This is a genomic window from Amycolatopsis sp. NPDC114484 (assembly GCF_055633755.1).
This window is the reverse complement of the sequence record NZ_JBVKDQ010000002.1, coordinates 473315-496774: the sequence shown is the minus strand read 5'-3', so window position 1 is coordinate 496774 and position 23460 is coordinate 473315. Positions and strand designations below refer to the sequence as shown.

At 70.5% G+C, this 23460-nt stretch carries 23 protein-coding genes; 12 read left to right on the top strand and 11 right to left on the bottom strand.

Annotated elements, in window-relative coordinates:
- Positions 1-105: 105 nt before the first annotated feature.
- From ACZ7SW_RS08300 to ACZ7SW_RS08290, 3 genes are all read right to left on the bottom strand, one after another.
- Positions 106-1041 carry a ParA family protein gene (locus ACZ7SW_RS08300; RefSeq protein ID WP_470229703.1) on the bottom strand — a complete coding sequence of 312 codons (936 nt, stop codon included), beginning with the start codon at positions 1039-1041 and terminating at the stop codon, positions 106-108.
- Positions 1042-1103: 62 nt separating this feature from the next.
- The gene (locus ACZ7SW_RS08295; RefSeq protein WP_470229702.1) at positions 1104-1895 is read right to left on the bottom strand and encodes a thioesterase family protein; all 792 of its coding nucleotides are present in this window, start codon (positions 1893-1895) and stop codon (positions 1104-1106) included.
- Positions 1895-2785 carry a RecB family exonuclease gene (locus tag ACZ7SW_RS08290; protein WP_470229701.1) on the bottom strand — a complete coding sequence of 297 codons (891 nt, stop codon included), beginning with the start codon at positions 2783-2785 and terminating at the stop codon, positions 1895-1897. Before ACZ7SW_RS08290 ends, ACZ7SW_RS08295 begins: the two co-directional genes overlap by 1 nt.
- Positions 2786-3231: 446 nt before the next feature.
- Here ACZ7SW_RS08290 and ACZ7SW_RS08285 point away from each other — a divergent pair, with 446 nt between their 5' ends.
- Together ACZ7SW_RS08285 and ACZ7SW_RS08280 are read left to right on the top strand one after the other, a co-directional pair.
- Entirely contained in the window at positions 3232-4386 is a 1155-nt protein-coding gene (locus ACZ7SW_RS08285) for a M50 family metallopeptidase (protein ID WP_470229700.1), read from the top strand.
- A gap of 78 nt (positions 4387-4464) precedes the next feature.
- Positions 4465-5295: a tRNA (adenine-N1)-methyltransferase gene (locus tag ACZ7SW_RS08280; protein ID WP_037806487.1), complete on the top strand. Its 831-nt coding sequence runs from the start codon at positions 4465-4467 to the stop codon at positions 5293-5295.
- Here the strand turns inward: ACZ7SW_RS08280 and ACZ7SW_RS08275 are convergent.
- Together ACZ7SW_RS08275 and ACZ7SW_RS08270 are read right to left on the bottom strand one after the other, a co-directional pair.
- On the bottom strand, positions 5292-5750 hold the full coding sequence (locus ACZ7SW_RS08275; RefSeq protein WP_470229699.1) for a hypothetical protein: 459 nt from the start codon (positions 5748-5750) through the stop codon (positions 5292-5294). The genes ACZ7SW_RS08280 and ACZ7SW_RS08275 overlap by 4 nt on opposite strands.
- Positions 5751-6677: a hypothetical protein gene (locus ACZ7SW_RS08270; RefSeq protein WP_470229698.1), complete on the bottom strand. Its 927-nt coding sequence runs from the start codon at positions 6675-6677 to the stop codon at positions 5751-5753.
- 338 nt (positions 6678-7015) lie between these two features.
- Between ACZ7SW_RS08270 and arc the strand changes: the two genes are divergently transcribed.
- Positions 7016-8818 carry a proteasome ATPase gene (gene arc, locus ACZ7SW_RS08265; RefSeq protein ID WP_470229697.1) on the top strand — a complete coding sequence of 601 codons (1803 nt, stop codon included), beginning with the start codon at positions 7016-7018 and terminating at the stop codon, positions 8816-8818.
- Between the two features lie 54 nt (positions 8819-8872).
- On the opposite strand, the gene ACZ7SW_RS08260 is transcribed toward arc, so the two are convergent.
- Positions 8873-9778, bottom strand: a complete 906-nt coding sequence (locus ACZ7SW_RS08260; RefSeq protein WP_470229696.1) for a DMT family transporter — start codon at positions 9776-9778, stop codon at positions 8873-8875.
- 120 nt (positions 9779-9898) lie between these two features.
- On the opposite strand from ACZ7SW_RS08260, the gene ACZ7SW_RS08255 reads away from it, so the two are divergent.
- From ACZ7SW_RS08255 to ACZ7SW_RS08245, 3 genes are all read left to right on the top strand, one after another.
- Positions 9899-10237 (top strand): hypothetical protein, encoded by a 339-nt coding sequence (locus ACZ7SW_RS08255; protein WP_470229695.1) that lies wholly within the window; start codon positions 9899-9901, stop codon positions 10235-10237.
- 95 nt (positions 10238-10332) lie between these two features.
- On the top strand, positions 10333-11256 hold the full coding sequence (locus ACZ7SW_RS08250; RefSeq protein ID WP_470229694.1) for an aldo/keto reductase: 924 nt from the start codon (positions 10333-10335) through the stop codon (positions 11254-11256).
- Between the two features lie 70 nt (positions 11257-11326).
- Positions 11327-11944 carry a hypothetical protein gene (locus ACZ7SW_RS08245; protein ID WP_470229693.1) on the top strand — a complete coding sequence of 206 codons (618 nt, stop codon included), beginning with the start codon at positions 11327-11329 and terminating at the stop codon, positions 11942-11944.
- A gap of 84 nt (positions 11945-12028) precedes the next feature.
- Here the strand turns inward: ACZ7SW_RS08245 and ACZ7SW_RS08240 are convergent, their stop codons facing one another.
- Positions 12029-12547, bottom strand: coding sequence for an NUDIX hydrolase (locus ACZ7SW_RS08240; protein WP_470229692.1), 519 nt, complete (start codon positions 12545-12547; stop codon positions 12029-12031).
- 41 nt (positions 12548-12588) lie between these two features.
- Here ACZ7SW_RS08240 and dop point away from each other — a divergent pair, with 41 nt between their 5' ends.
- The 5 genes from dop to ACZ7SW_RS08215 all read left to right on the top strand — a co-directional run bounded on the left by dop (position 12589) and on the right by ACZ7SW_RS08215 (position 17031).
- The gene (dop, locus tag ACZ7SW_RS08235) at positions 12589-14091 is read left to right on the top strand and encodes a depupylase/deamidase Dop (RefSeq protein ID WP_470229691.1); all 1503 of its coding nucleotides are present in this window, start codon (positions 12589-12591) and stop codon (positions 14089-14091) included.
- Between the two features lie 89 nt (positions 14092-14180).
- On the top strand, positions 14181-14375 hold the full coding sequence (locus ACZ7SW_RS08230; RefSeq protein ID WP_037806475.1) for a ubiquitin-like protein Pup: 195 nt from the start codon (positions 14181-14183) through the stop codon (positions 14373-14375).
- Positions 14376-14513: 138 nt separating this feature from the next.
- Positions 14514-15371: a proteasome subunit beta gene (gene prcB, locus ACZ7SW_RS08225; protein ID WP_470229690.1), complete on the top strand. Its 858-nt coding sequence runs from the start codon at positions 14514-14516 to the stop codon at positions 15369-15371.
- 61 nt (positions 15372-15432) lie between these two features.
- Positions 15433-16227, top strand: coding sequence for a proteasome subunit alpha (gene prcA / locus ACZ7SW_RS08220; RefSeq protein ID WP_470229689.1), 795 nt, complete (start codon positions 15433-15435; stop codon positions 16225-16227).
- A 66-nt stretch (positions 16228-16293) separates the two neighbouring features.
- A complete protein-coding gene (locus ACZ7SW_RS08215) occupies positions 16294-17031 on the top strand; it encodes a transglutaminase domain-containing protein (protein ID WP_470229688.1) in 738 nt (245 codons plus the stop codon).
- On the opposite strand, the gene ACZ7SW_RS08210 is transcribed toward ACZ7SW_RS08215, so the two are convergent.
- The 4 genes from ACZ7SW_RS08210 to ACZ7SW_RS08195 form a co-directional block, all read right to left on the bottom strand.
- Entirely contained in the window at positions 17010-18245 is a 1236-nt protein-coding gene (locus tag ACZ7SW_RS08210) for an RNA polymerase sigma factor (protein ID WP_470229687.1), read from the bottom strand. The genes ACZ7SW_RS08215 and ACZ7SW_RS08210 overlap by 22 nt on opposite strands.
- Positions 18238-18588, bottom strand: coding sequence for a YciI family protein (locus tag ACZ7SW_RS08205; protein WP_470229686.1), 351 nt, complete (start codon positions 18586-18588; stop codon positions 18238-18240). Before ACZ7SW_RS08205 ends, ACZ7SW_RS08210 begins: the two co-directional genes overlap by 8 nt.
- Before the next feature lie 110 nt (positions 18589-18698).
- Entirely contained in the window at positions 18699-19934 is a 1236-nt protein-coding gene (locus tag ACZ7SW_RS08200) for an alpha/beta hydrolase (RefSeq protein WP_470229685.1), read from the bottom strand.
- A 328-nt stretch (positions 19935-20262) separates the two neighbouring features.
- The gene (locus ACZ7SW_RS08195) at positions 20263-21702 is read right to left on the bottom strand and encodes a phosphatase PAP2 family protein (protein WP_470229927.1); all 1440 of its coding nucleotides are present in this window, start codon (positions 21700-21702) and stop codon (positions 20263-20265) included.
- A gap of 205 nt (positions 21703-21907) precedes the next feature.
- Here ACZ7SW_RS08195 and pafA point away from each other — a divergent pair, with 205 nt between their 5' ends.
- Positions 21908-23266, top strand: a complete 1359-nt coding sequence (pafA, locus tag ACZ7SW_RS08190; RefSeq protein WP_037806466.1) for a Pup--protein ligase — start codon at positions 21908-21910, stop codon at positions 23264-23266.
- Positions 23267-23460: the final 194 nt, after the last annotated feature.

The following is a 23460-nucleotide window of genomic DNA, read 5'->3' as shown; positions in this document are numbered from 1 at the left end:
TAAAGGGTCACCAGGCTGTGTTTTTGGCGTCGGCTTCGCCGCCGCGGGCGGGATCGCTTTTAGCGATCCCGCGGTTCGGTCCAGCTGGTCTGAAGTGGACAGTGTTTAGCGCGGGCGGTTCGGGCGCTTGGGCATCAGGTCGTACAGCTTCTTGCGCGCGCCGTTGTCGTTGACGTTGCGGGCGACCGCGACCTCGGAAATGAAGTCCTCGAACACGAACTCGTCGTCGGCGGGGACTTCAGTGGGGCCGGGGTTCTGCGCGAGGTAGCTGTCCAGGGTTTCGGCGATCTCCCGGAACGACACGGCTTGGATGGTTTCCGGGGCGAAGGTGGTCACCGGGACGCCGTGGGCGGCGGCCTCGTTCATCACCACGCCCAGCGGGACGTGCGAGAGCATGGGGACGCCGAAGGAGTACATCTCCTGCAGCGAGGCCGCGGCGTAGTGCGAGATGGGGCGGCGGTACAAACCCGGGACGATGCCGAACCACGCGATGGGGGCGCGGCCGGTGGTCTGTTCCACGTAGCGGACCTGTTCCGACAGCAGGCGCAGGGCTCGGATGCTCGTTTTGTCCGGCTGGACCGGGACCAGGATGCCGTGCGAGGCGGCAAGGGCGTTGTTCGTCAGGACGTCCTGGGCGGGCGGGCAGTCGATGATCACGTGGTCGTAGTGGGCGAACTGGATCACCCTCGCCAGCTGCCAGCCGGGCACGCGGAACTGGTCCAGCCTGCGGATCAGGTCGAACATCCCCGGCGACGTCGGGATCACGTCCAACGCGCCGCCGCGGCCCAGGTTGCTGCGCGGATGCGGCACCGCCAGCTGCTCGATCGGGCCCTTCCACAGCTTCGTCAGCGCCTTCGCCAGGCTCGGCGCGTCCGCCGGGACCTCGTCCATGCCGAGCATCTCGGTGGTCGCGTGCCCCTGCGGGTCGAGGTCGACGAGCAGCACCCGCCTGCCGCGTTCGGCGAGGGCCGCGGCCGCGCCCACGCTCAGCGAGGTTTTGCCCACCCCGCCCTTCTGGTTGACCACCGAGGTGATCTGCATGCCGGAGCGCTCCCTTGTCGGTCGTTCCGCGAAGGCTATCGGACTCGTGCGCCGCGGCGCGCTCATCCGCCCCCGGCCTGTCGCGGACGCACCAGCAAAGCCTGCGCGCCGGTGCCGACCGGACCGGAACGATCGTGCAGCGTACTGGTCGCGGTGCCCACGCCGTGCGGCCCGACCAGGGTCACCGCGTCGAGGCCGATCCACTCGCCCTCGGGGATCCGGCGCAGGTGCACGGTGAGTTCCGAGTTGATGAACCACCACTGGCCCGTCGGCAGGAAGTGCGACACCCCGTTGCCGGAGTCGGCGATCGCGAACAGCCGTTGCAGGCCCGTGGGTTCCTCGCCGTCGACCAGCGGATACCGCTGCCGTCCCCACACCGCGGCCGGGCCGGGAGCGGAGATCGCGCCGCGGACCGAACGCCATTCGATCGCGTGCAGGTACCCGCCCTGCCAGTCGTCCGGGAAGGCCGCCTCGCTGCCCGCTTCGGCGGCGGGCAGCAGCGGACCGCCGTCGGTGGCGATGCCGGCGGTGTCCGACGTCGCGATCCGCCACCCCGACGCCCGCGCGACCGTCCGGCCGTTCGCGGACAGCTCGGACTGGACCAATTCGACCGTCCGGCCCGGCCGTTCGATCCACGACCTCTGCTCCAGCTGGCCCACCGGAGCCGGGCCGAGGATCTCGACCGTCACCCGCGCCAGCTGCGCCGGATGCTTCGACTCCAGCCGTTCGAGCCCGCGCACCAGCAACGCCGACGGCGGGCCGAAATGCTGCGCACCCGGATCCCACGGGCCGGTGGTGTGCTCAGTCGCCTCGTACCGCTCGTCGCCGAGCGGGAGGAAGAACGCGTCGCCCATCAGTCGGCCCGGTCCAATACCGTCTCCTCGCCCGGATCGGGCTCCGGCCAGCCCGGATACTCCGGCGGGGTGCCGCCGAACTCCGGGCAGTGCGCCTGGTGATCGCACCACGAGCACAGCTTGCCCTTGTTCGGCCGGAAATCGCCGGTCTTGCCCGCCTTCAGGATGGCCTGCCAGATCGCTTCCAAGGTGCGCTCGAACCGGACCAGCTCGGCCTCGTCCGGCGTGTAGGCCAGCGACTGGCCGTCCGTGAGGTACATCAGCTTCAGCTGCCGCGGGACGACCCCGCGCAACCGCCACAGCACCAGCGCGTAGAACTTCATCTGGAACAAGGCCTTCGCCTCGCCGATTTCCCGCGGGGCGGCGCCGGTTTTGTAGTCCACGACCCGGATTTCGCCGGTCGGCGCGACATCCACCCGGTCGATGTACCCGCGCAGCAGCACCCCCGAGCCCAGCTCGATCTCCACGTGCAGCTCGCACGCCTCCGGCTCCAGCCTGCGCGGATCCTCCAGCTCGAAGTACGAGTCGAGCAGTTTTTCGGCCGAAGCCAGCCACTTGTCGGTCTCGCCCGGTTCGCCGTCCGCGAACAGCTCTGTCCACTCCGGACTGTCGGCGGACAGCTCCGTCCACGTCGGCGCCAGCAGCTCTTTCGCGCGCGGAGCGACGCGTTCTGCGGCGGGGAGGGCGAAAAGCCGCTCCAAAACCGCGTGGACGAGCGTGCCGCGCAGCTGCGCCCGAGTGGGCACCTCCGGCAGCCGGTCGACCGCGCGGAACCGGTAGAGCAGCGGGCACTGCTTGAAGTCGCTCGCCCGGGACGGCGACAACGCGGGCCGCCTCCTGGCGGGCGCGCCGGCCTCGGGAGGGGTGGTGACCGTGGCGGTGTCGGACATGGGGCAGAGCGTAACGCCGGGGTACGACAATTGTGTTGGCCCCGGCTTCGCCGGGGCGGCGAGATCGCCGTCAAGCTGGCGTCTGACCCGAACGGCGCGCCCGGCCGGGGGGCCGTGCACGCCGTTCGGGTCAGACGCCAGCGCGATCTCGCGTGGTGGGCGAGTCGGGAGAGGTGGGAGAGGGGGAGAGGTGGGTTGTGCTTTTTCGGGGGAGCGGAGCGCCGCCGATGGGGGCGGAGGGAATGAGTCTTGCGTGCTGCGAGCTGAGGGGGGGCACCGGTGCGGTCGTTGATCAGGTGGGGAAGGACGGGCGGGGAGGCGGGAGAATCTGGGAAGCCGCGGCATGGCGGGGAGGAGCGCTGAACCGGGCGCGGCTCGGGCGACACCACTCGTCCGGGGCTACCGGGTCACCGGCTTCCCACATGCCGACCCCTACGCTGTCCGGCATGGCCGCGACCAGTCAGCACGGTGCCGGGCCCTCCCGGCGCGCCGGCGGGGACGGCGGGCTGCTGCTGTTCCGGGTCGGCGGGGTGCCCGTTTTGCTCGCCCCGTCGTGGTGGATCGGGTCGCTGATCATCGTGGTGCTCTACGCGCCGCTGGTCGGACGGCTGCTGCCGGACGTTTCCACGCCGACCGCCTGGCTGCTCGCCGCCGCGTTCGCGGTGCTGCTCGGGCTTTCCGTGCTCGCGCACGAACTGGGGCACTGTCTCGTCGCGCTGCGGCTCGGGATTCCGGTCCGGCGGTTGCGGCTCTTCCTTCTCGGCGGACTGTCCGAAGTGGCCCGTACGCCGCGACGGCCGGGACAGGAAGGGCTTGTCGCCGCGGCGGGTCCGGCGGTTTCGCTGGTGCTGGGCGGATTCTGTTCGCTGCTGCTGTTCGCGGTGCCGCCGGACGGCGCGGTGTGGCTGCTGGTCGCCGAGTGCGCGGTGGCCAACTTCGCGGTCGGGTTGTTCAACCTGCTGCCGGGATTGCCGCTGGACGGCGGACGGCTCGTGCGCGCCGGGGTCTGGGCGATGACCGGGTTGCGGGCAAAGGGAACGACGGCCGCGGTCGCCGGCGGCGCGCTGGTCGCGACCGGGCTGATCGTCTGGGCGCTTCTCGGGCTGGCGATGCAGAGCCCGGACCGCTGGCTGCGGCTCGGCGTGTGCGTCGTGACGGCGTGGTTCGTGATCCTCGGCGCGCGGTCCGAACTGGCAGCGGAAGCCCGGCGCGGCTGGCCTGCCGGGCTGGAACTGTCCGATTTGGTGCGTCCGGTGCTGCAGCTGCCCGCGGAAAGCCCGGTCTCCGACGCGTTGGCCGCGTCGGCGGGACGGGGCGTCGTGCTGGTGCGCGCGGACGGCGTCGCGGCGGGATTGCTGGACGAGCAAGCCGCGCAGCAGCTGGCGAGCATCAGTCCGCACGCGCCCGCCGAACAGGCCGCCGAGCCGATCCGCGCGGAGACCGTGCTGCTCGCGTCGGAACCGGGGGAGGAGATCGCCGAGCGCGTGCGCGAGACGCCTGCCTGGCAGTTCCTCGTGGTCGACGACGAGGGCCGTCCGGCAGGCGTGTTGCGCCGGGAGGACCTGCGGACCGCGCTGATGCAGGGCCGTCGCGCTCAGTGAGGCACCCGCGCACGACGGGCGCGGGACGACCTGCGAGGATTCGACGTCGGCGTTCCGGGTTTGCAGTGGAGGAAGAAGTTGTCGGTCAGCGGACCGTTTCGTGCAGGTGACCGGGTTCAGCTGACGGACTCGAAAGGCAGGCACTACACCCTCACGCTCGCCGACGGCGGCGAGTACCACACGCACCGCGGCGCCCTCGCGCACGACGACCTCATCGGCCGTCCCGAGGGCAGCGTGGTCACTTCGGCGGGCGGCAGCACGTATCTCGCGCTGCGGCCGTTGCTGCCGGACTACGTGCTGTCGATGCCGCGCGGCGCGCAGGTGATCTACCCCAAGGACGCCGCGCAGATCGTGATGTGGGGCGACATCTTCCCGGGCGCGCGCGTCCTCGAAGCCGGCGCCGGTTCGGGTGCGCTCACGTGCTCGCTGCTGCGCGCTGTCGGTCCGGCGGGACAGGTGTTCTCCTACGAGATCCGCGACGACCACGCCGAGCACGCCGAGCGCAACGTCGTGAAGTTCTTCGGCGAGAAGCCGGACAACTGGACGCTCACCGTCGCCGATCTGGCCACGCACACCGGCGAGGTCGACCGGGTCGTGCTGGACATGCTCGCGCCGTGGGACCAGTTGCCGAACGTCGCCGCGCACCTCGTGCCCGGCGGGGTGCTGACCGTCTACGTCGCCACGGTCACCCAGCTGTCCCGCGTCACGGAATCGCTGCGGGAACAGCAGTGCTGGACCGAGCCGGAGTCGTGGGAGACGCTGATGCGGCCTTGGCACGTCGTCGGCCTCGCGGTGCGGCCGGACCACCGGATGGTCGCGCACACCGCTTTCCTGCTCACCGCCCGCCGTCTCGCCGACGGCACAGTGTCGCCGCGTGTTTCACGACGGCCCAGCAAGGGCAAAGGCTAACCAGGGACGCACCAACGACCGTTCTCGCGCCGCAGCGGGAACGGCGTGTCCTTGTGCCCGCCAGCGCCTTCGACCCGCACAGTCACGGTGGCGTCGTCGCCCGCGATCACCGGCTGTCCAGGGAGTGAGACGCGAAGCGGGCCCGCGGCGTCCCATTTCGCCTGGAGTTCCTTCAGCGCCGCCGCAGTTTGCGGTTTGCAGGTGAGAGTGCCGAATTCAGCGGAGTCGGCGCGCGTGATCGCGTCGACGAGAGTGTGCGCCAGCGCGGCGATCGCGGCCTGATCCGCCGCGGGCGCGGGAGTCGCCGGCGCGCTCGTTCGCGGCGGAGGCGGGGGAACGGGCGGTTCCGTGGTGGTGCGGGCGGGCCCCGGCAGGCTGATCAAGACCAGGCCGAGGACACCGCCCGCGACAACGACTGCGAGCAGGACGAGTGCCGTGCTGAGCCGGCGTCTCACCTAGTGGTCCGTGCTGACCTTCCCGAGGCACCAGGCCCCGCCCTGGCGCAGGGCGGTGAGGGTGCCGTCGGCGGTCTTGCTGGACGTGGTGACGTGGTACTTCACCGTGGCCTGGTCGCCGCTTTCCTGCGGGCTGCTGGTCAGCTCGAAGTGGATGCCCGAGGGCATCTTGTCGGTCGGCTTCTGGCCTTTGGTGAGGCTGGTGCAGAGCATCGAGTACAGCCCGTCGGTGTCGGAACTGTTGTACGCCGCGGAAGCGGCCTCGAACAGCTCGCCCGACGTGGCCTTCGCACCGGACGCGGCCGGGTAGTTGCCGCTGCTCGAACCCGACGACGACGAACTCGACGGGGACGACGACGAACTGCCGCTCGGGCCGCTGGACTGCGGTCCGGCGGCCGGGGCCGAGGACGACGCGGCCGGGGCCGCGGTCTTGTTGTCCTTGCTGTCGCCGTTGAGCCAGATGACGAGGCCGGTCGCGCCGCCGAGGACGACCACCGCGGCGACCGCGATGCCGACGATCAGGCCGGTCTTCTTCTTTTTCGGCGGCTCCTCGCCGAACCCGCCGAACTGGCCTCCCGGCTGCTGCCCGAACGGCCCGCCGGGCTGTCCGAACTGCCCGGGCTGCTGTCCGAACTGGTCGGCCTGCTGCCCGTACTGCCCGAACTGGTCCGGCTGCTGCCCGTACTGCTGGGGACCGCTCGGCTGCTGGTATCCGCCCTGGTAGGGGCCGCCCTGGCCGGGTGCGCCGGGACCGCCGGGGCCGGGAGCGGAGGGGAATCCGCCGGACTGCGGGCCCTGCGGCGGCTGCCCGCCCTGGTTCCATCCGCCCTGCTGAGGCTGCCCGTACGGCTGCTGGCCGCCGGGCTGCTGCCCGTACGGGTTCGGCTGCTGTCCGTAGCCGCCGGGCTGCTGCGGCGGATAAGTCATCTCGGTTCCCCCTGCCGTGCGAACGAAAGTCCTGGCCACGTGCGGAGCGTGGCCACCCGGGGATGCTAGCCAGCCGCGCGCGTTCACGCGCAGCCAACCCGCAAGTCGGGTTCGCGGGTAGTGCGGCAGGGCATCCGCGGGGCGTTCAGTTCCGCGTTGCGGAAACCGGCGCGGTGCGGATTCCCCTCCGCGGCACCGAATCGGCCGCTTGCGCTGCGCTCGCGGCCGTGCTGGCCCCGAGAAAAAGCGCGACGCGCCGGTCTTGTGATGCGGAAAGGCCTTTTCTTGTCGGTGATCGCCGGTACCGTGGAATGAAAAGCACTCCGAGGAGGTGCCCGATGCATCATGACCTTCCCGGAGGTCGGCGCGAGGAGGCCGACCCTTCAGCAACCGGCGGAGCAGGGCAGACATCAGAGGAACAAGCCCGGCAGATCCGTTTTCTCGAGGAAGAAGTGGCGCTGCTGCGCCGCAGGCTCACCGATTCCCCGCGACAGAACCGCGTTCTCGAACAACGCCTTGCCGAGGCGTCGGAACGGGTGAGTCAGCTCACCGAGCGGAACACGAAACTCGTCGAAACCCTGCGCGAGGCGCGGGGTCAGCTGCTCGCCCTCCGCGAAGAGGTCGACCGGCTGGCCCAGCCGCCGAGCGGCTACGGGGTGTTCGTCGAGGCGTACGAGGACAACACGGTGGACGTCTACACCGCGGGGCGCAAGATGCGCGTCTCGGTGTCGCCCGCGGTGGAGGTCTCGTCGCTGCGGCGCGGGCAGGCGTTGCGGCTCAACGAGGCGCTCACAGTCGTCGAAGGCGGCGATTTCGAGCGCACCGGCGAGGTGTGCGCGCTGCGCGAAGTGCTCGCACCGGACGTCGAGGGCGGCAGCACGCGCGCTCTCGTCGTCGGCCACGCGGACGAGGAGCGGGTCGTCCTGCTCTCCGATCCGCTCTCCGAGCAGCCGCTCAAACCGGGCGATTCGCTGCTGGTGGACTCGAAGGCGGGCTACGCCTACGAGCGGGTGCCGAAGGCCGAGGTCGAGGACCTCGTGCTGGAGGAGGTGCCGGACGTCCGCTACGAGGACATCGGCGGCCTGACCCGGCAGATCGAGCAGATCCGCGACGCCGTGGAGCTGCCGTTCCTGCACGCGGACCTCTACCAGCAGTACCAGCTGCGCCCGCCCAAGGGCGTCCTGCTGTACGGCCCGCCGGGCTGCGGGAAGACGCTCATCGCCAAGGCGGTGGCGAACTCCCTGGCGAAGAAGGTGGCCGAGGCCCGCGGCGACAACGCGGACGGCAAGTCCTACTTCCTCAACATCAAGGGTCCGGAGCTGCTGAACAAGTTCGTCGGCGAGACCGAGCGGTCGATCCGGCTGATCTTCCAGCGGGCGCGGGAAAAGGCCTCCGAGGGCACCCCGGTCATCGTGTTCTTCGACGAGATGGACTCGATCTTCCGCACCCGCGGCTCGGGCGTGTCCTCCGACGTGGAGACCACGATCGTGCCGCAGCTGCTGTCGGAGATCGACGGCGTCGAGGGACTGGAGAACGTCATCGTCATCGGCGCCTCCAACCGCGAGGACATGATCGACCCGGCGATCCTGCGGCCGGGCCGGCTCGACGTGAAGATCAAGATCGAACGGCCCGACGCCGAGGGCGCGAAGGACATCTTCTCGAAGTACCTGGCCGAGGGCCTGCCGATCCACGCCGACGACCTGGCGGAGTTCGGCGGGGACTCCAAGGCGACGTTCGACGCGATGATCCAGCACACCGTCGAGCGGATGTACGAGGAGAGCGACGAGAACCGGTTCCTGGAGGTCACCTACGCCAACGGGGACAAGGAAGTCCTGTACTTCCGCGACTTCAACTCGGGCGCGATGATCCAGAACATCGTGGACCGGGCGAAGAAGTCGGCGATCAAGTCGGTGCTGGAGACCCAGCAGCCCGGCCTGCGCGTGCAGCACCTGCTGGACGCGATCGTCGACGAGTTCGCGGAGAACGAGGACCTGCCCAACACCACCAACCCGGACGACTGGGCCCGGATCTCCGGCAAGAAGGGCGAGCGGATCGTCTACATCCGCACGCTCGTCACCGGCAAGAACCAGGAATCGGGGCGGGCGATCGACACCGCCACGAACACCGGTCAGTACCTGTAACCGCAACGCGAAACCTGTGGGGCCGCCGGAACTCCGGCGGCCCCACAGGCCGTTTCAGACCCGTTCCAGGACCGGTTGCCGCGCCCGGGAAAGCCTCCCGTGCGACGCCAGGATCCCGAGCACCACGAGCAGCGCTCCGACGGGTTCGTTCCAGTGCACCGGCTCGTCGAGGACCAGCACGCCGAGCAGCACCCCGACCACTGGAGTGAGGTAGGTCACAGCGGAGGCGTTGGCGGCGCCCCAGGCAGCGGCGATGGCGGTGTTCCAGGTGTAAGCCACGCCGGTGCCGAGCACGCCGAGCGCGAGCATGGACAGGACCACAGCGAGATTCAGGTGCACCGGCTGCGCCGCGATCGCCGGTGTCGCGGCGAGAAGAACGACGGTGGCGAAACCGGTCTGCCCGAACGCGACGACGACCGGGTCGGGATTGCGGGGCGACACGAACTTCCGCAGATAGACGAAGGCCATGCCGTAGCAGGTGGTCGCGCCGAGGCAGGCCAGTTGCGCGAGGACTTCGTGGCTGAGGTCGATCCCGCGCCAGACGCCGACGAGGGTGAGCACGCCCGCGAAGCCGATCAGCAGACCGGCGGTTTTCGGCCGGGTGAGCCGCTCGGCGGGCAGGGCGGCCGCGGCGAACAGCATGGTCAGCAGGGGAGTGGTGGCGTTGAAGATGCTGGCGAGCCCGGACGCCACGTACTGCTCGGCCCACGAGTACAGCAGAAACGGGCCCACGCAGAACAGCACCGAAACCACCGCGAGATGCGCCCACAACGCGGGATCGCGGGGGAGCGATCGCCTGCGCAGCACCAGGAACGCGCCCAGTGTCAACGCGCCCAGGGCGACCCGGGCCAATGCCACCTGAGCCGGCGACAGCCCCTCCAGGCCCACCTTGATGAACAGAAAACTCGCGCCCCACGCGACGGCGAGCGCGACGAACCGCGCGGCGATGCCGAACCTCACTGAACCTCCGAAACGACCGACGGGCTGCTGCGGCCAGTCAACGTCCGCGCCACGCCCGGAGTCCAGCAGGTTTCGGTCACCGCGCTCGACGTCAGTGTATAACGCCCTATACTGCGCCGCGTGAGCACAGACAACGCCCGCCCGCGTCCGCCCGTCACCGAGGCCGACGTCCTGGCCTGGCTCGAGACGACCGCCGCCGCCGTCCAAGCGGGGGAGCTGAACGCGAACGACCTGATCGACCTCCTGGGGGAGCTGCGCCGCGCGTCCGCGGCCTGCGCCGACGCCTCCGACTGGGCGCTCCTCGCCGCCCGCGAGGAAGGAGCCAGCCTCCGCCAAATCGCCCCGGTCTTCGGCAAAGGCTACGTCCGCGCACCCGCCGCCCGACTCGAAAAACTCCACCGCCAAGCCCAAAACTCCGGCCAATGGCTCGCCATCCTCCGGCACAAACAAAGTGTATAACGACCTATACATTAGGCGATGGGAAAACGCTCCGCGTCCCCTCGCCTAAACTCGCGCGACCATTTCCGAATACCGCTGAAGACAAGAGGATCCCGATGGACCGCATCGCGGTGGGGCTGGCCGCGCTCGGCCGTCCGGCATATATCAATCTGGGGCGGGACTTGCCCGAAGTGCGGGACGTCCCGTCGATGCGGGCCGCGACCCACGAGGTGCTCGACGCCGCTTACGCGGCGGGAATCCGGTGGGTCGATGTCGCGCGGTCTTACGGCCGTTCGGAGGAATTTCTCGGCAGCTGGCTGGTCGAACGCGGTCACCAGGACGTCACCGTGTCCAGCAAGTGGGGCTACCGCTACGTCGGCGACTGGCGGCTTGACGCGGACGTCCACGAAGTCAAGGAACACACGCTGCCGCGGTTCCGCGAACAGTGGGCGCAGACGCGGGACCTCCTGGCCGGGCACGTGGATCTGTACCAGGTTCATTCGCTCACTGTGGACAGTCCACTTTTGACTGATCAGGCCCTGATCGACGCTCTGGCCGGGCTTTCCGGCGATGGCGTCGAGGTCGGCTTCTCCACCTCCGGCCCGGCGCAGGCGGACGTCGTGCGCCGGGCGTTCGAGCTGGAATCGGGCGGACAGCCGGTGTTCTCGTCGGTCCAGTCGACCTGGAACGTGTTCGAGCCGTCGGCCGGCCCAGCGCTGGCGGAGGCGCGTGCGGCCGGGAAGCGGGTGCTGGTCAAGGAAACCCTCGCGAACGGACGGCTCGTCGCGGAGGCTCCGGAGCCGCTGCGGCGGATCGCGGAGGCGCACGGCGTCGGCCCGGACGCGGTCGCGGTGGCGGCGGTGCTCGGGCAGGAGTGGGCTCCGGTGGCGGTGCTGGGTCCGTCGAGCCCGGCGCAGCTGGCCGCGAACCTCGCCGCGACGCGGGTGCGGCTGAGCGACGAAGACCGCGCTGTGCTGGGACAACTCGCGCAGGACGCGCGGGAGTACTGGGCGCATCGATCCCACCTCGGGTGGAGCTGAGCGGCTGCATTACCCTCGGGCCCAGCATTGGCCCGGGGCGGACGGGCAACACTGAGCGCGGAGGGGCAACGTGCGTCGTCGGCAGGTGCCAGCAGTCGCAGTGCTGGTCGGGCTGGGCGCGCTCGCCGGGCTCGCCGGATGCGGCAACCGGCCCAACAATCTCGAGACCTACTACGACGATCCGGCTCCGGACACGAGCGCTCCGGTGGCTCCGCCGGTGTCGCGTCCGGCCGCGCCGCCGGTCGTTTCTTCCGCGGCGGCACCGGATCCGCGGCGCGCGGAGGCGGCGCTGCTGTCCGATCCGGACGTTGCCGAGGAGGGCGTGGCTCCGGGATCGGGCCGCGTTTCGGGGTGTCTGAGCGGGTTGGCCGCGGGTGAGCGCAAGTCGGTGAGCTGGGTGTATCCGAGTGGTTCGGCGTTGACGCACGAGGTCACGGTGTACGCGGACCGGTCGGGCGAGGATGTTGTCTCGGGTGCGCATTGCGCGGGTGTCGAGGTGTCGGTGCCGCCGCAGCCGGGGATCACAGTGCAGCGGGCGTGGTGCGAAGGCTCGACGTGTGCGGTGCTGGTGGCTAAGGGGAATGTCGTGTCGGCGTTGAGCGTCGCGGCGAGCACTCCGGCGCGGGCGCAGGATGCCGCGAAGCGATTGCTGCCCAAGATCGCAGCGAAGCTAACTGCTCAGCCCTAGCCCCCCCAGCTTCTTTAAACCGGACCACAACGCGGGAACGCCGACTTAAAGGCGATCCCGCACGCGACGGCGGAGCCGGCGCCATCAAACACAGCGCTGGAACCACTCTTGGATGCCTGCGCGGCCGTCTGGGATGAAGGGGCGTGTGGGGGTGGGGGCGAAGACCCAGGTGCGGAGTTCGTCCAGGGAAATCCAGTGGCCTTCTACGATTTCTTCTGGCTGTGGGTGGATGGGGCCGTCCCAGCGGACTTCGTAGGCGAAGTTGTGGCAGTGGATCGTGCCGCGGTCGTAGATTTTGGTGAACAGGGGTTGCAGTTCCACTCCGTGGACGCCCAGTTCTTCGGCTAGTTCTCGGCGGGCGCAGTCTTCCGGGGTTTCGCCTGCGGCCACTACTCCGCCTGCCCAGCAGTCCCAGGTGGAGGGGAACGTGTCCTTGTCCGCGGTGCGGAGGTGCACGTAGACCTCGCGGCCGTCGCCCGATCGGACCAAGACGACTCCGGCGGCGTGCCAGAGTCCTTCTGCCCGTACCCGGGAGCGGAGTGCTTCGCCTACCGCGCGGCCCGCGTCGTCATAGAGGGCAACGAGTTCGTCACTGCCTGGCATGGGGGCATCGTCGCACGCGTCGAACCCGTAGGGTGGTGGGCATGCGTCGGATCATGGGAACCGAAGTCGAGTACGGCATCGCCGTGCCCGGGGACGCCACGGCGAACCCGGTGCTCACCTCGACTCAGGTGGTGCTGGCCTACGCCGCGGCTGCGGACATCCCGAGGGCGCGCCGGGCGCGCTGGGACTACGAGGTGGAGTCGCCGTTGCGCGACGCGCGCGGGTTCGATCTGACCGGGCCGGGCGGTCCGGGGCACGACCCGGACGTCGAGGACCTGGGCGCGGCGAACGTCATCCTCACCAACGGTGCGCGGTTGTACGTGGACCACGCGCATCCGGAGTACTCGGCGCCGGAGGTCACGAACGCGCGGGACGCCGTCATCTGGGACAAAGCGGGCGAGCGGGTGATGGAGGAGGCCGCGCTGAAGGCGGCCACCGTGCCGGGGCAGCCGCCGTTGCAGCTGTACAAGAACAACGTGGACGGCAAGGGCGCGAGCTACGGCACGCACGAGAACTACCTCATGCAGCGGTCGACGCCGTTCACCGCGGTGATCGGCGGGCTGACGCCGTTCTTCGCGTCGCGGCAGGTGATGTGCGGTTCGGGCCGGGTGGGGATCGGGCAGCAGAGCGAGGAGGCGGGTTTCCAGCTTTCGCAGCGCTCGGACTACATCGAGGTCGAGGTCGGGCTGGAGACCACGCTCAAGCGCGGGATCATCAACACGCGCGACGAGCCGCACGCGGACGCGGACAAGTACCGGCGGCTGCACGTGATCATCGGGGACGCGAACCTGTCGGAGTACTCGACGTATCTGAAGGTCGGGACGACGGCGCTGGTGCTGGACCTGATCGAGGCCGGGGTGCGGTTCGACGACCTGAAGCTGGACGAGCCGGTGCGGGCGGTGCACAAGATCAGCCACGACCCGACGCTGAAGACGAAGGTCGAGCTGGCGAACGGGAAGAAGTTCACCGGGCTGGACCTGCAGTTCGCCTATCACGAGCTGGCGTCGGCGAATCTCGAGCGCACGGGCGCGGACGAGGCGTCGAAGGAAGTGCTGCGGGTGTGGGGCGAGATCCTGGACGCGCTGGCGCGGGATCCGCAGGAGTGCGCGGACCGGCTGGACTGGCCGGCGAAGCTGCGGCTGCTGGAGGGGTACCGGGAGCGGGACCAGCTGGCGTGGGGCGCGCCGCGGCTGCGGCTGGTGGACCTGCAGTATTCGGATGTCCGGCTGGCCAAGGGCCTGTACAACCGGCTGGTCACGCGGGGGTCGATGAAGCGGCTGGTCACCGAGGAGGAGGTGCAGGCGGCGATCACGACCCCGCCGTCGGACACGCGCGCCTACTTCCGGGGCCGGGCGCTGGAGAAGTACGCGTCGTCGATCGCGGCGGCGTCGTGGGATTCGGTGATTTTCGACGTGGGCCGGGAGTCGCTGGTGCGGATCCCGACGCTGGAGCCGTTGCGGGGGACGAAGGCGCACGTCGGGAAGCTGCTGGACGCGGCGGCGACGGCGGAGGAGCTGGTGGAGGCGATCACCGGTTCGGACTAGCGCGATCCCGGCGTTTCGGGCCGCTGGAAGGCCCTTTTCGTCGGTACCGCTGGGTAGGCTAGGGAACATCGGCCAGACCGGGAGGCGAGATGGCGCAGGAGAAGATCGAGAAGCACGGCGGCGGCGATTCCGACGAGGAGTTCGACGACGCCGGCGGGGCGGGCCAGGAGCGGCGGGAGAAGCTCGGCGAGGACGTGGACACGATCCTCGACGAGATCGACGACGTGCTGGAGGAGAACGCCGAGGACTTCGTCCGCGCTTACGTGCAGAAGGGCGGCGAGTAGCCGTCTGCCCGTCGCGGCCGTCCCGGATGCGGGGCGGTGCGGCGGGCGCGCTGGGCCGGAGGTTTCGCGCGGCGGCGCCGGGGGCAGGTTTGCCGGTGGCGTTGCCGGGCACGGGATAGATGGGAACCGAGAGCACGTATGGACAACACCTCCTCTGGGGCGGGTTTTTCCGGACCCGGACTGCCGTCGGCCTACTTTTCGCCGACGACGTCGTCGTTCGCGGATTTCGTGCGCGCGACCGCGCCGGAGCTGCTGCCCGCGCGGCGGGTGCCCGCGGGTGAGCTGGACGTGCCGCACGGCACGACGATCGTCGCGGTCGCGTTCGCCGGCGGGGTGCTGATCGCCGGGGACCGGCGGGCGACGTCGGGGAATCTGATCGCGAGCCGGGACATCGAGAAGGTGCACGTCACGGACGAGTACTCGGCGGTGGGCATCGCGGGGACCGCGGGGCTGGCCGTGGAGATGGTCCGGCTGTACGCGGTGGAGCTGGCGCATTACGAGAAGATCGAGGGCGTTTCGCTTTCCCTGGACGGCAAGACGAACAAGCTGGCCGGGATGGTGAAGGCGAACCTGGAGATGGCGATGGCGGGCCTCGCGGTCGTGCCGTTGTTCGTCGGGTACGACCTGGAGGCCGAGGACGCGAAGCACGCGGGCCGGATCGTGTCGTACGACGCGGCGGGCGGGCGGTACGAGGAGCACGCCGGGTACGCGAGCGTCGGTTCGGGTTCGCTGTTCGCGAAGTCGTCGCTGAAGAAGCTGTACGACCCGGACGCGGACGCCGACGCGGCGGTGCGGACGGCGCTGGAGGCGTTGTACGACGCGGCGGACGACGACACCGCGAGCGGCGGGCCGGATCTGGTGCGGCGGATTTTCCCGAACGTCATCACCGTCACCGCGGAGGACGGCGCGGTGCTGCTGCCCGCGGAGCGGACGGGCGCGGTGGCCGAGGCGGTGGTGGCCGGGCGCGCGGAGCGCAATCACCACCGGCCGGTCTGAGGCCGCCGATGTCCGCTGAATCAATGACTGCCGAGTTTTCGGAGAACGTGGAGCCGACACCGTGACGATGCCGTTGTATGCCTCTCCCGAGCAGCTGATGCGGGAGCGTTCCGAGCTGGCGCGCAAGGGGATCGCGCGGGGCCGGAGCGTGGTGGTGCTGAAGTACGCGGGCGGCGTGCTGTTCGTGGCGGAGAACCCGTCGGCGACGCTGCACAAGGTTTCCGAGATCTACGACCGGATCGGGTTCGCCGCGGTGGGCCGGTATTCGGAGTTCGAGAACCTGCGGGTGGCTGGGATCCGGCACGCGGATCTGAAGGGCTACCAGTACGACCGCCGCGACGTGAGCGCGCGGGCGCTGGCGAACGCTTACGCGGCGACGCTGGGCAGCATTTTCACCGAGCAGCTGAAGCCGTTCGAGGTCGAGGTGTGCGTGGCCGAGGTCGGGGCGACCGCGGCGGAGGACCAGTTGTACCGGTTGACGTTCGACGGGTCGATTTTCGACGAGTCGCCGTTCGTGGTGATGGGGGGAACGACGGAGCCGATCAGCACGAAGCTGAAGGACGTCGTGGATCCGGAGCACGATCTGCGCACGGCGCTGGCGACGGCGATCGAGGGGTTGCGGGCGACCGCGGCGTCGTCGAACGGGAACGGGTCGGCGGCCGAGGCGGAGATCAAGCTCGAGGTCGCGGTGCTGGACCGGGCGAAGCCGCGGCGGGCGTTCCGGCGGTTGTCGGGGGCGGCGCTGGAGGCGTTGCTGCCGGCGAAGGAGGAGCCTGCCGAGAAGCCGGACGATTCCGGCGAGGGCGACTCGGACAAGGGTTCGGACAACGGCGAGGGTTCGGCCGAGAAGGAATGACGTGACCGACTGTGGGCCGCCGGACAGTTCCGGCGGCCCACAGTCGTTTTTCGGGATACTGGCGGGGTGACGTGTGCGCTGGTGACCCCGTGGTGGCGTCGTCGCGCCGCCGGGGACAGTTCCGCTGAGGGCGGCGTGGTTCCGACGGCGATTCTCGACTGGCGCGATCCGCTCGTGCGGTCCTTGGTGCGGGAGACGGCGTCCGAGGACCGGCTTGCCGGGTTGCGGGCCGCGCACCGGTTGATCGCCGGGTCGGTGCGGCCGGTGTACTCGGTGCAGGAGCGGCGGCCGATCTCGCGGACGCTGCGGCGCGGGCGGGGTTCGTGCAGTCAGCGGCTGGCGATTCTGGAGGGAGTCGCGCGGGCGCAAGGGATCGCGACGCGGGTGCGGGGTCTGCTCGTGGACGGCCGGTTCTGGTATCCGCGGTTTCCCCGGTTGAAGTTCCTGGTGCCGTCGCGGGTCGTGGTGGCGTGGCCGGAGTTCCGGATCGCCGGCGCCTGGGTTCCGGTCGGGGAGTTGTTCGGGCCGTTGACCGAGCTGGCGGCGAATCCGGGATTCTCCAACGACAGCGGGGAAACGCTGTTCGACGCGGTGTCCCGGACCGCGATCGACTGGGACGGGTTCACCTGCGACGTCGGCGGAGCGTGCGACCTGTCGGCGACTGTGCTGGTCGATCTGGGTCGGTTCGATTCGCGCGACGAGTTGTTCCGGCGGCACGGGCAAACGCTGTCCGGGCCGTTGACGAGGCTTGTCGAGCCGGTGCTCAGCCGGTGGGCGCCGAGTCAGAGAGCGTCCAGCCGCTGACGCAGGTGGGCGCGTTCCGGTTCGGTTCCCGCGCTCGCCAGCGCTTCCTGGTAGGCCGCTGCCGCTTCGTCGTCGCGGCCGAGGCGGTGCAGCAGGTCTCCGCGAGCGGCGGCATACGGGTGGTAGCCCCGCAGCCGCGGCTCGTCGGCCAAGCCGTCCAGGAGTTTCAGCCCGGCCTCGGGTCCGTCGCGCATCGCCACCGCGGCCGCGCGGTTGAGCGCGACGACCGGCGTCGGCGTGAGCGTCAGCAGGATGTCGTACAGCGCAACGATCTGCGGCCAGTCGGTGCGGGCGACGTCCGGTGCTTCGGCGTGGAGCGTGGCGATCGCCGACTGCACTCCGTACGGTCCGGGCGGTCCGCCGGTGAGCGCGACGGGCACGAGCGCGCAGCCCTCGTCGATCAGCGCCGCGTCCCAGGACGTGCGGTCCTGGTCTTCCAGCAGGACGAACTCGCCGTCCGGTCCGGTGCGGGCGGCGCGGCGGGCGTGGACGAGCAGCAGAAGGGCCAGCAGCCCGGTGATTTCGCGTTCGGCGGGCAGGAGGCGGTGCAGGATCCGCGCCAGCCGGATGGCCTCCTCGGCCAGGTCCGGACGCTGGATGTCCGGACCGGAACTGGCCGCGTAGCCCTCGGTGAACAGCGAGTACAGCACCTGCAGCACGCCGGGCAGCCGCTCGCGCAGCTCGTCGCCGGAGGGGACGCGGAACGGGATGCGGTGGTCGCGGATCCGGTTCTTGGCCCGCACGATCCGCTTCGCCATCGTCGCGGTCGGCACGAGGAACGCCCGCGCGACCTCCGGCGTCGTGAGCCCGGCCAGACAGCGCAGCGTGAGCGCGAGCCGGTCCTCGGCGGCCAGCGCGGGATGCGCGCAGGTGAAGAACAGCTGGAGCCGGTCGTCGGGCAGGTCGCCGTCGGCCCCGGGCAGCGGGGGAGGGTCGCTGCGGTCGGATTCCGCTTGCAGGACCGCGAGTTTCGCCGCGTACGCCTGGTCCCGGCGGAGCCGGTCGACCGCCTTGCGGCGAGCGGTCGTCATCAGCCACGCGCCGGGTTTGGGCGGGACGCCGTCGATCGGCCAGCGCACCAGCGCGGCCTCCACCGCTTCGGCGGCCACCTCCTCGGCGAGGTCGAGATCGCCGAAACGGCGGACGAGCGCGCCGAGCAGGCGGCCGTGCTCCTCGCGGAACACGGCCGCCACGGACGCTCGCGCGTCAGGCATCGAAATCGGCGATCGGGCGGACCACGACCGAACCGTCGCGGGAACCGGGGCAGCGGGCCGCCCAGTCGAGCGCCGCGTCGAGGTCCGGCACGTCCAGCACGTAGAACCCGCCGAGCAGCTCGCGGGTCTCGGCGAACGGGCCGTCGGTGGTGATCGAACGCTCGCCGTCCGCCCCGACCCGCACCTTCGTCGCGGTCACGAGGTCGGCGAGCGATTCCCCGCTGACGAACACCCCGGCGTCGCGGACTTCCTGGTCGTAGGCCATCCAGTCGGCCGGTTCGCAGCCGGCGGCCCCGCCCTGCTCAGTGGCCGCGGAAGCGTGGATCAGCAGCAGGTACTTCATGTTCGGGCTCCTTCGTCGGTCAGTGCGGCCGTGGTGCCGCACTGACCTCACCACGAACGGCGCCCGCCCGGATGGACAGGGCCCGGAAGATATTTTTCCGGGCGATCCGTTCAGGAGGCGGCAGGAGCGCTGCGGAAGTTCTGATCGGCGAAGGCGAGCATGTACGGAAGCGTCGCGCGGGCGGTGTGCCAGGTGTGGTTGAACCCGCGTTCGGCGTGCACCACGACCTCCTGGCCGCGCCGTTGCAGCGACCCGGCGATGCGGTGCGCGGTCGCGACGTCGGTCGGCGCGCCGGTGCCGACGGTGAGCATCACGGCGAGCTTCTGCGGGAACGGCATCGTCGGGATGTAGCGGCGCGGGGTGTTCGCCGCGATCGCGGACTGGTTGCCGCCGAGGACGCCGACCGAATCGTTCAGGTCGTCGTACGGCAGCGAGATCAGCAGCGTGCCGAACTCGTCGAGGTGGTGCAGCCCGATGTTCAGCGCGCCGAAGCCGCCGCCGGACATGCCGCCGAGCGCGCGGTGGCCGCGGTCGGCGAACGTGCGGTAGTGCTGGTCGACCGACGGCACGATGCTGCTGGCGAGATACGTCTCCAGCTGCGGCCCGCCCGGGACGTTCAGGCATTCCCAGTCGGTGCTCGGCCGGTTGGCGGTGAGGTCGACGCTCACGATGATCATCGGCTGGATGACATGCGCGTCCTCGAGGCTCTTCAGCGTCTGCGGCGCGGAGCCGGAGGTGAGCCAGTCGCGCGGCCCGCCGTAGGGGTAGCCGTGGATGAGGTAGACGACCGGGTAGCGCTTGGCCGCGTTCGCCGGGTCGTGGTAGCCGGACGGGAGGACCACGTAGTTCTCGCCGTTCGCGACGCCGTGCGCCGGGTCGGGCACGTTCAGCACCTCGGTGCTGCCGTTCGAGCTGGCCGGGGCCGCGGGACGGCCGGCCGCGGGGGAGCTGCCGCTGTTGCCGCCGGTGGAGCTGTCCGCGGTGCTGGGGTCCGAGTCCTCGGCCGGATCGTCGCTCGTGCTGCGCAGCAGGGTGCCCGCGACGTTCATCGCGCCGGTGCCGCGCTGCAGCAGCCTGCCGAGGTCGCTGGGCGTTCGGACGTAGCCGACGTAGCTGTTCACCGCGGTGACCGCGGCGATCAGGAACAGCGCGATCGCGCCGCTGGTGCCCCAGCGGCGCGCGCGGCGGCGATGCGCGAGTGCGATGGTGACGGCGAGGACCGCGGCGGCGGCGCCGGCGAACGTGAGCCACAGCAAGGGGGATTCGAGCGGCCCGAGGTCCCTCGCCTGGGAGGTGACCGACGGGGGCAGGACCGGGTCGACAGCCTGCGGGAGCAGCCGCGTCATCCGCGGCCCGCCGCGAACGGGCAGCTCGGACCGCGGGTGGAAAAGCGCACTGAAGAGACCCCTGCCGTGAACTGGTGCGGACACGACTGTCCGCACCTCGAAGATCACGCTAGGGACGGTTCGCTGTGGATTCGTTGAGAGAAGGTAAAGAAACGATCAAGGATTGTTGCGCGGACGGCGAGCGGACGGTAAGCGCGCAGGTCAGAGCCGGGAATGCGGGGTACACAGTGGTGAAGAACTCGATGCCCGGCCGAACGCTCCCGGAGGGACCTTAGGGCAGCGCGCGGCCAGGAGCCACCGCCCGGTTCGCCGCGGTCCCGCCTCCCGGTCAGGAATCGCTGTCCGGGTTGCGGTAGACGGTCAGCGCGCTCGGCCGCGACCGGAACCGGAACTCCCGCCCGAGCGGCCCCACCTCGCCGTCGGTGGCGACCCGGCGGTTCCCGTCGAGCAGCCGGACGTGCAGCTCCGGCAGGTCCCGCTGCCGGTAGACGTGGCTCGCGTGCAGGCTGTTGGTGAGGCTCGCGAGCACGAACCGCAGCCGCGACCAGCGCACGTCCGCCCGCACGTACCGGACGTCGAGCAGGCCGGTGTCGAGCGCCGGGCGCCGCGACGGCGCGAACCCCTTCGGCGCGTACGTCCCGTTGCCGACGAAGATCAGCCACACCTGCGTCGGCTTCCCGTTCAGCTGCACCCGCAGCGGTTTCGCGTGCCGCATGACGCGCACGAGCGCGATCGCCGCGGACGGCCACTTCGGGAACCGGGACTGCAGTTTTTCCCGCAGCCGCACCATTTCCGGGTACCCGCCGAGGCTGGCGGTGTTGACGAACCAGCGGTGCGCGGGCTCGCCGGAGCCGTCGATCTCGACCTCCGCCAGGTCGATGCCGACCGCGTGCCCGCCCTCGGTCGCCTCGTCCGCGTCCGGCATCGAACGGACCCCGACGTCGCGGGCGAAGTGGTTGAGCGTCCCGGCCGGGATCAGCGCGAGCGGCAGCCCGCGTTCGGCCGCGACCGACGCCACCGCCGCGACCGTGCCGTCCCCGCCCGCCACCCCGAGCGCGCGGACCGAGCCGTGCGCTTCGATCTCGTCGGCGAGCTGCTCGCGCAGATCCCGCGACGGGTCCGGATAGACCAGCGACGCCTTCGGCCAGGCGTAGCGCACGTCTTCGGTCGGGTCCTGGCCGTTGACGCCCGAATGCGGGTTCACCAGCGCGAGCATGTCCTCGCCGTCGCGCATCTCGGGCGCTTGCGCCGAATGGGCGGTGCGGGCGCGCGCGTCCGGGTGCAGCGGCCACCAATGCCGGGTCAGCACCGCGACCCCGGTCCCGATCGCCAGCCCCGCCGCGACGTCGCTCGGCCAGTGCACCCCGGTGTGGACCCGCGAGTACGCGACCGCCCCGGCGAGCGGGAAGAGCGCCAGCCCGGCGCGCGGCGACTCCATCGCCACCGCGGTCGCGAACGCGGCGGCCGAAGCCGAATGCCCGGACGGGAACGACGACGACGTCGGCCGTTTGCGCAGCTGACGGTGCGCGGGAACCTCTTCCTCGGCCGGACGGCGGCGCGGGAACGACGGCTTCGCGACCAGGTTCGCCGCGGCGCTCGCCCCCGCGATGGCGGCGATCCCGCGCAGCGCGCCCCGCCGGGCCGGGCCCTTCCGGACCGCGAGCACGGCCGCCACGCCCCACCAGAGCCGCGATTTGTCCGCACTCCGGGACAACGCGGTGATCACGTCGTCGGCGCGCGTGCGCGGCAGTGCCGCACTGCGCCGCATCAGCGCCCGATCCCGCCGTCCGACCTGCCGGAATGCCCGGCCGACCTGCTGGAACACTCTTGTCCACCTCCGCTGGCCGGGCCGGGCCCGTCTCCGGCCCCGGCGACCGGTTTCCGCCGCATTGTCACCACTTGCAACGTACCGACCGCGTGTCGCCGCCCGAACGGCGCACCTTCGGCGGGGGTCCAGCGCCTACTCTGGTGGGATGCAGCGGCGGATCTTTGGCATCGAGACCGAGTTCGGGGTCACGTGCACCTTTCACGGCCAGCGCAGGCTCTCGCCCGACGAGGTCGCGCGCTATCTCTTCCGGCGGGTCGTCTCGTGGGGGCGCTCGTCCAACGTGTTCCTGTCCAACGGCTCCAGGCTCTACCTCGACGTGGGCTCGCACCCGGAGTACGCGACGGCCGAGTGCGACGACCTGACCCAGCTCGTCACGCACGACAAAGCCGGCGAGCGGATCCTCGAGGACCTCCTCGTGGACGCCGAGCGCAGGCTCGCCGACGAGGGCATCGGCGGCGACATCTTCCTGTTCAAGAACAACACCGACTCGGCGGGCAACTCCTACGGCTGCCACGAGAACTACCTGGTCACCCGGGCCGGCGAGTTCTCCCGGATCGCCGACGTGCTGCTGCCCTTCCTCGTCACCCGCCAGCTCATCTGCGGGGCGGGCAAGGTCCTGCAGACCCCGCGCGGCGCGGTGTACTGCCTCTCCCAGCGAGCCGAGCACATCTGGGAAGGCGTCTCCAGCGCCACCACCCGGTCCCGGCCGATCATCAACACCCGCGACGAACCCCACGCCGACGCCGAACGCTACCGGCGCCTGCACGTCATCGTCGGCGACTCCAACATGGCCGAGCCCACCACGATGCTGAAGGTCGGGTCGGCGCACCTGGTGCTCGAGATGATCGAGGCCGGGGTCCAGTTCCGCGACTTCACGCTGGACAACCCGATCCGCGCGATCCGGGAGATCAGCCACGACCTGACGGGGCGTCGGCAGGTCCGGTTGGCTGGCGGTCGGGAGGCTTCCGCGCTGGACATTCAGCGGGAGTACCACGCCCGGGCTGTGCAGCATCTGAAGGAGAACGGGTCCACGCCTGCCAACGAGCGGGTCGTGGAGCTGTGGGGGCGCGCGCTGGAGGCGGTCGAGGAGCAGGACTTCAGCAAGATCGACACCGAGATCGACTGGGCGATCAAGCATCGGCTGGTCGAGCGGTACCGGGCCAAGCACGACCTGGACCTGTCCAGTCCGCGGGTGGCGCAGCTGGATCTGGCGTACCACGACATTCGCCGCGGGCGCGGGATTTTCGACCTGCTGCAGCGGAAGGGGCTCGTGCGGCGGGTGACCGACGACGGGGAGATCGAGGCCGCGAAGGATACTCCGCCGCAGACCACCCGGGCCAAGTTGCGCGGCGACTTTATCGCGGCGGCGCAGGCTGCTGGGCGGGACTTCACGGTGGACTGGGTGCATTTGAAGCTGAACGACCAGGCGCAGCGGACCGTGTTGTGCAAGGACCCGTTCCGGTCTGTGGATGAGCGGGTGGAGAGGTTGATCGGGTCGCTGTAGGGGTTGTTGGGTTGGGCGGTTTGGCGCGAACTGTGTTTGATGGCGCCGGCTTCGCCGTCGCGTGCGGGATCGCCTTTAAGTCGGCGTGGGGGGGGGGAGGGGGTTTGACGGTAGGGGTGGTTCCAACTGGCCCCCCACCCCCCCCCACAATCCCGCCTTCTTTTTTTGCGGGTTGGTTTCGGCGTGGTTGGGGT

What these genes read in the sequence shown, in the direction of transcription:
- ACZ7SW_RS08300 (WP_470229703.1), bottom strand. Translation starts at nt 1,041, where the DNA reads ATGCAGATCACCTCGGTGGTCAACCAGAAGGGCGGGGTGGGCAAAACC.
- ACZ7SW_RS08295 (WP_470229702.1), bottom strand. Translation starts at nt 1,895, where the DNA reads ATGGGCGACGCGTTCTTCCTCCCGCTCGGCGACGAGCGGTACGAGGCG.
- ACZ7SW_RS08290 (WP_470229701.1), bottom strand. Translation starts at nt 2,785, where the DNA reads ATGTCCGACACCGCCACGGTCACCACCCCTCCCGAGGCCGGCGCGCCC.
- ACZ7SW_RS08285 (WP_470229700.1), top strand. Translation starts at nt 3,232, where the DNA reads ATGGCCGCGACCAGTCAGCACGGTGCCGGGCCCTCCCGGCGCGCCGGC.
- ACZ7SW_RS08270 (WP_470229698.1), bottom strand. Translation starts at nt 6,677, where the DNA reads ATGACTTATCCGCCGCAGCAGCCCGGCGGCTACGGACAGCAGCCGAAC.
- arc (WP_470229697.1), top strand. Translation starts at nt 7,016, where the DNA reads ATGCATCATGACCTTCCCGGAGGTCGGCGCGAGGAGGCCGACCCTTCA.
- ACZ7SW_RS08250 (WP_470229694.1), top strand. Translation starts at nt 10,333, where the DNA reads ATGGACCGCATCGCGGTGGGGCTGGCCGCGCTCGGCCGTCCGGCATAT.
- ACZ7SW_RS08240 (WP_470229692.1), bottom strand. Translation starts at nt 12,547, where the DNA reads ATGCCAGGCAGTGACGAACTCGTTGCCCTCTATGACGACGCGGGCCGC.
- dop (WP_470229691.1), top strand. Translation starts at nt 12,589, where the DNA reads ATGCGTCGGATCATGGGAACCGAAGTCGAGTACGGCATCGCCGTGCCC.
- ACZ7SW_RS08230 (WP_037806475.1), top strand. Translation starts at nt 14,181, where the DNA reads ATGGCGCAGGAGAAGATCGAGAAGCACGGCGGCGGCGATTCCGACGAG.
- prcB (WP_470229690.1), top strand. Translation starts at nt 14,514, where the DNA reads ATGGACAACACCTCCTCTGGGGCGGGTTTTTCCGGACCCGGACTGCCG.
- ACZ7SW_RS08210 (WP_470229687.1), bottom strand. Translation starts at nt 18,245, where the DNA reads ATGCCTGACGCGCGAGCGTCCGTGGCGGCCGTGTTCCGCGAGGAGCAC.
- ACZ7SW_RS08205 (WP_470229686.1), bottom strand. Translation starts at nt 18,588, where the DNA reads ATGAAGTACCTGCTGCTGATCCACGCTTCCGCGGCCACTGAGCAGGGC.
- ACZ7SW_RS08200 (WP_470229685.1), bottom strand. Translation starts at nt 19,934, where the DNA reads ATGACGCGGCTGCTCCCGCAGGCTGTCGACCCGGTCCTGCCCCCGTCG.
- ACZ7SW_RS08195 (WP_470229927.1), bottom strand. Translation starts at nt 21,702, where the DNA reads ATGCGGCGCAGTGCGGCACTGCCGCGCACGCGCGCCGACGACGTGATC.
- pafA (WP_037806466.1), top strand. Translation starts at nt 21,908, where the DNA reads ATGCAGCGGCGGATCTTTGGCATCGAGACCGAGTTCGGGGTCACGTGC.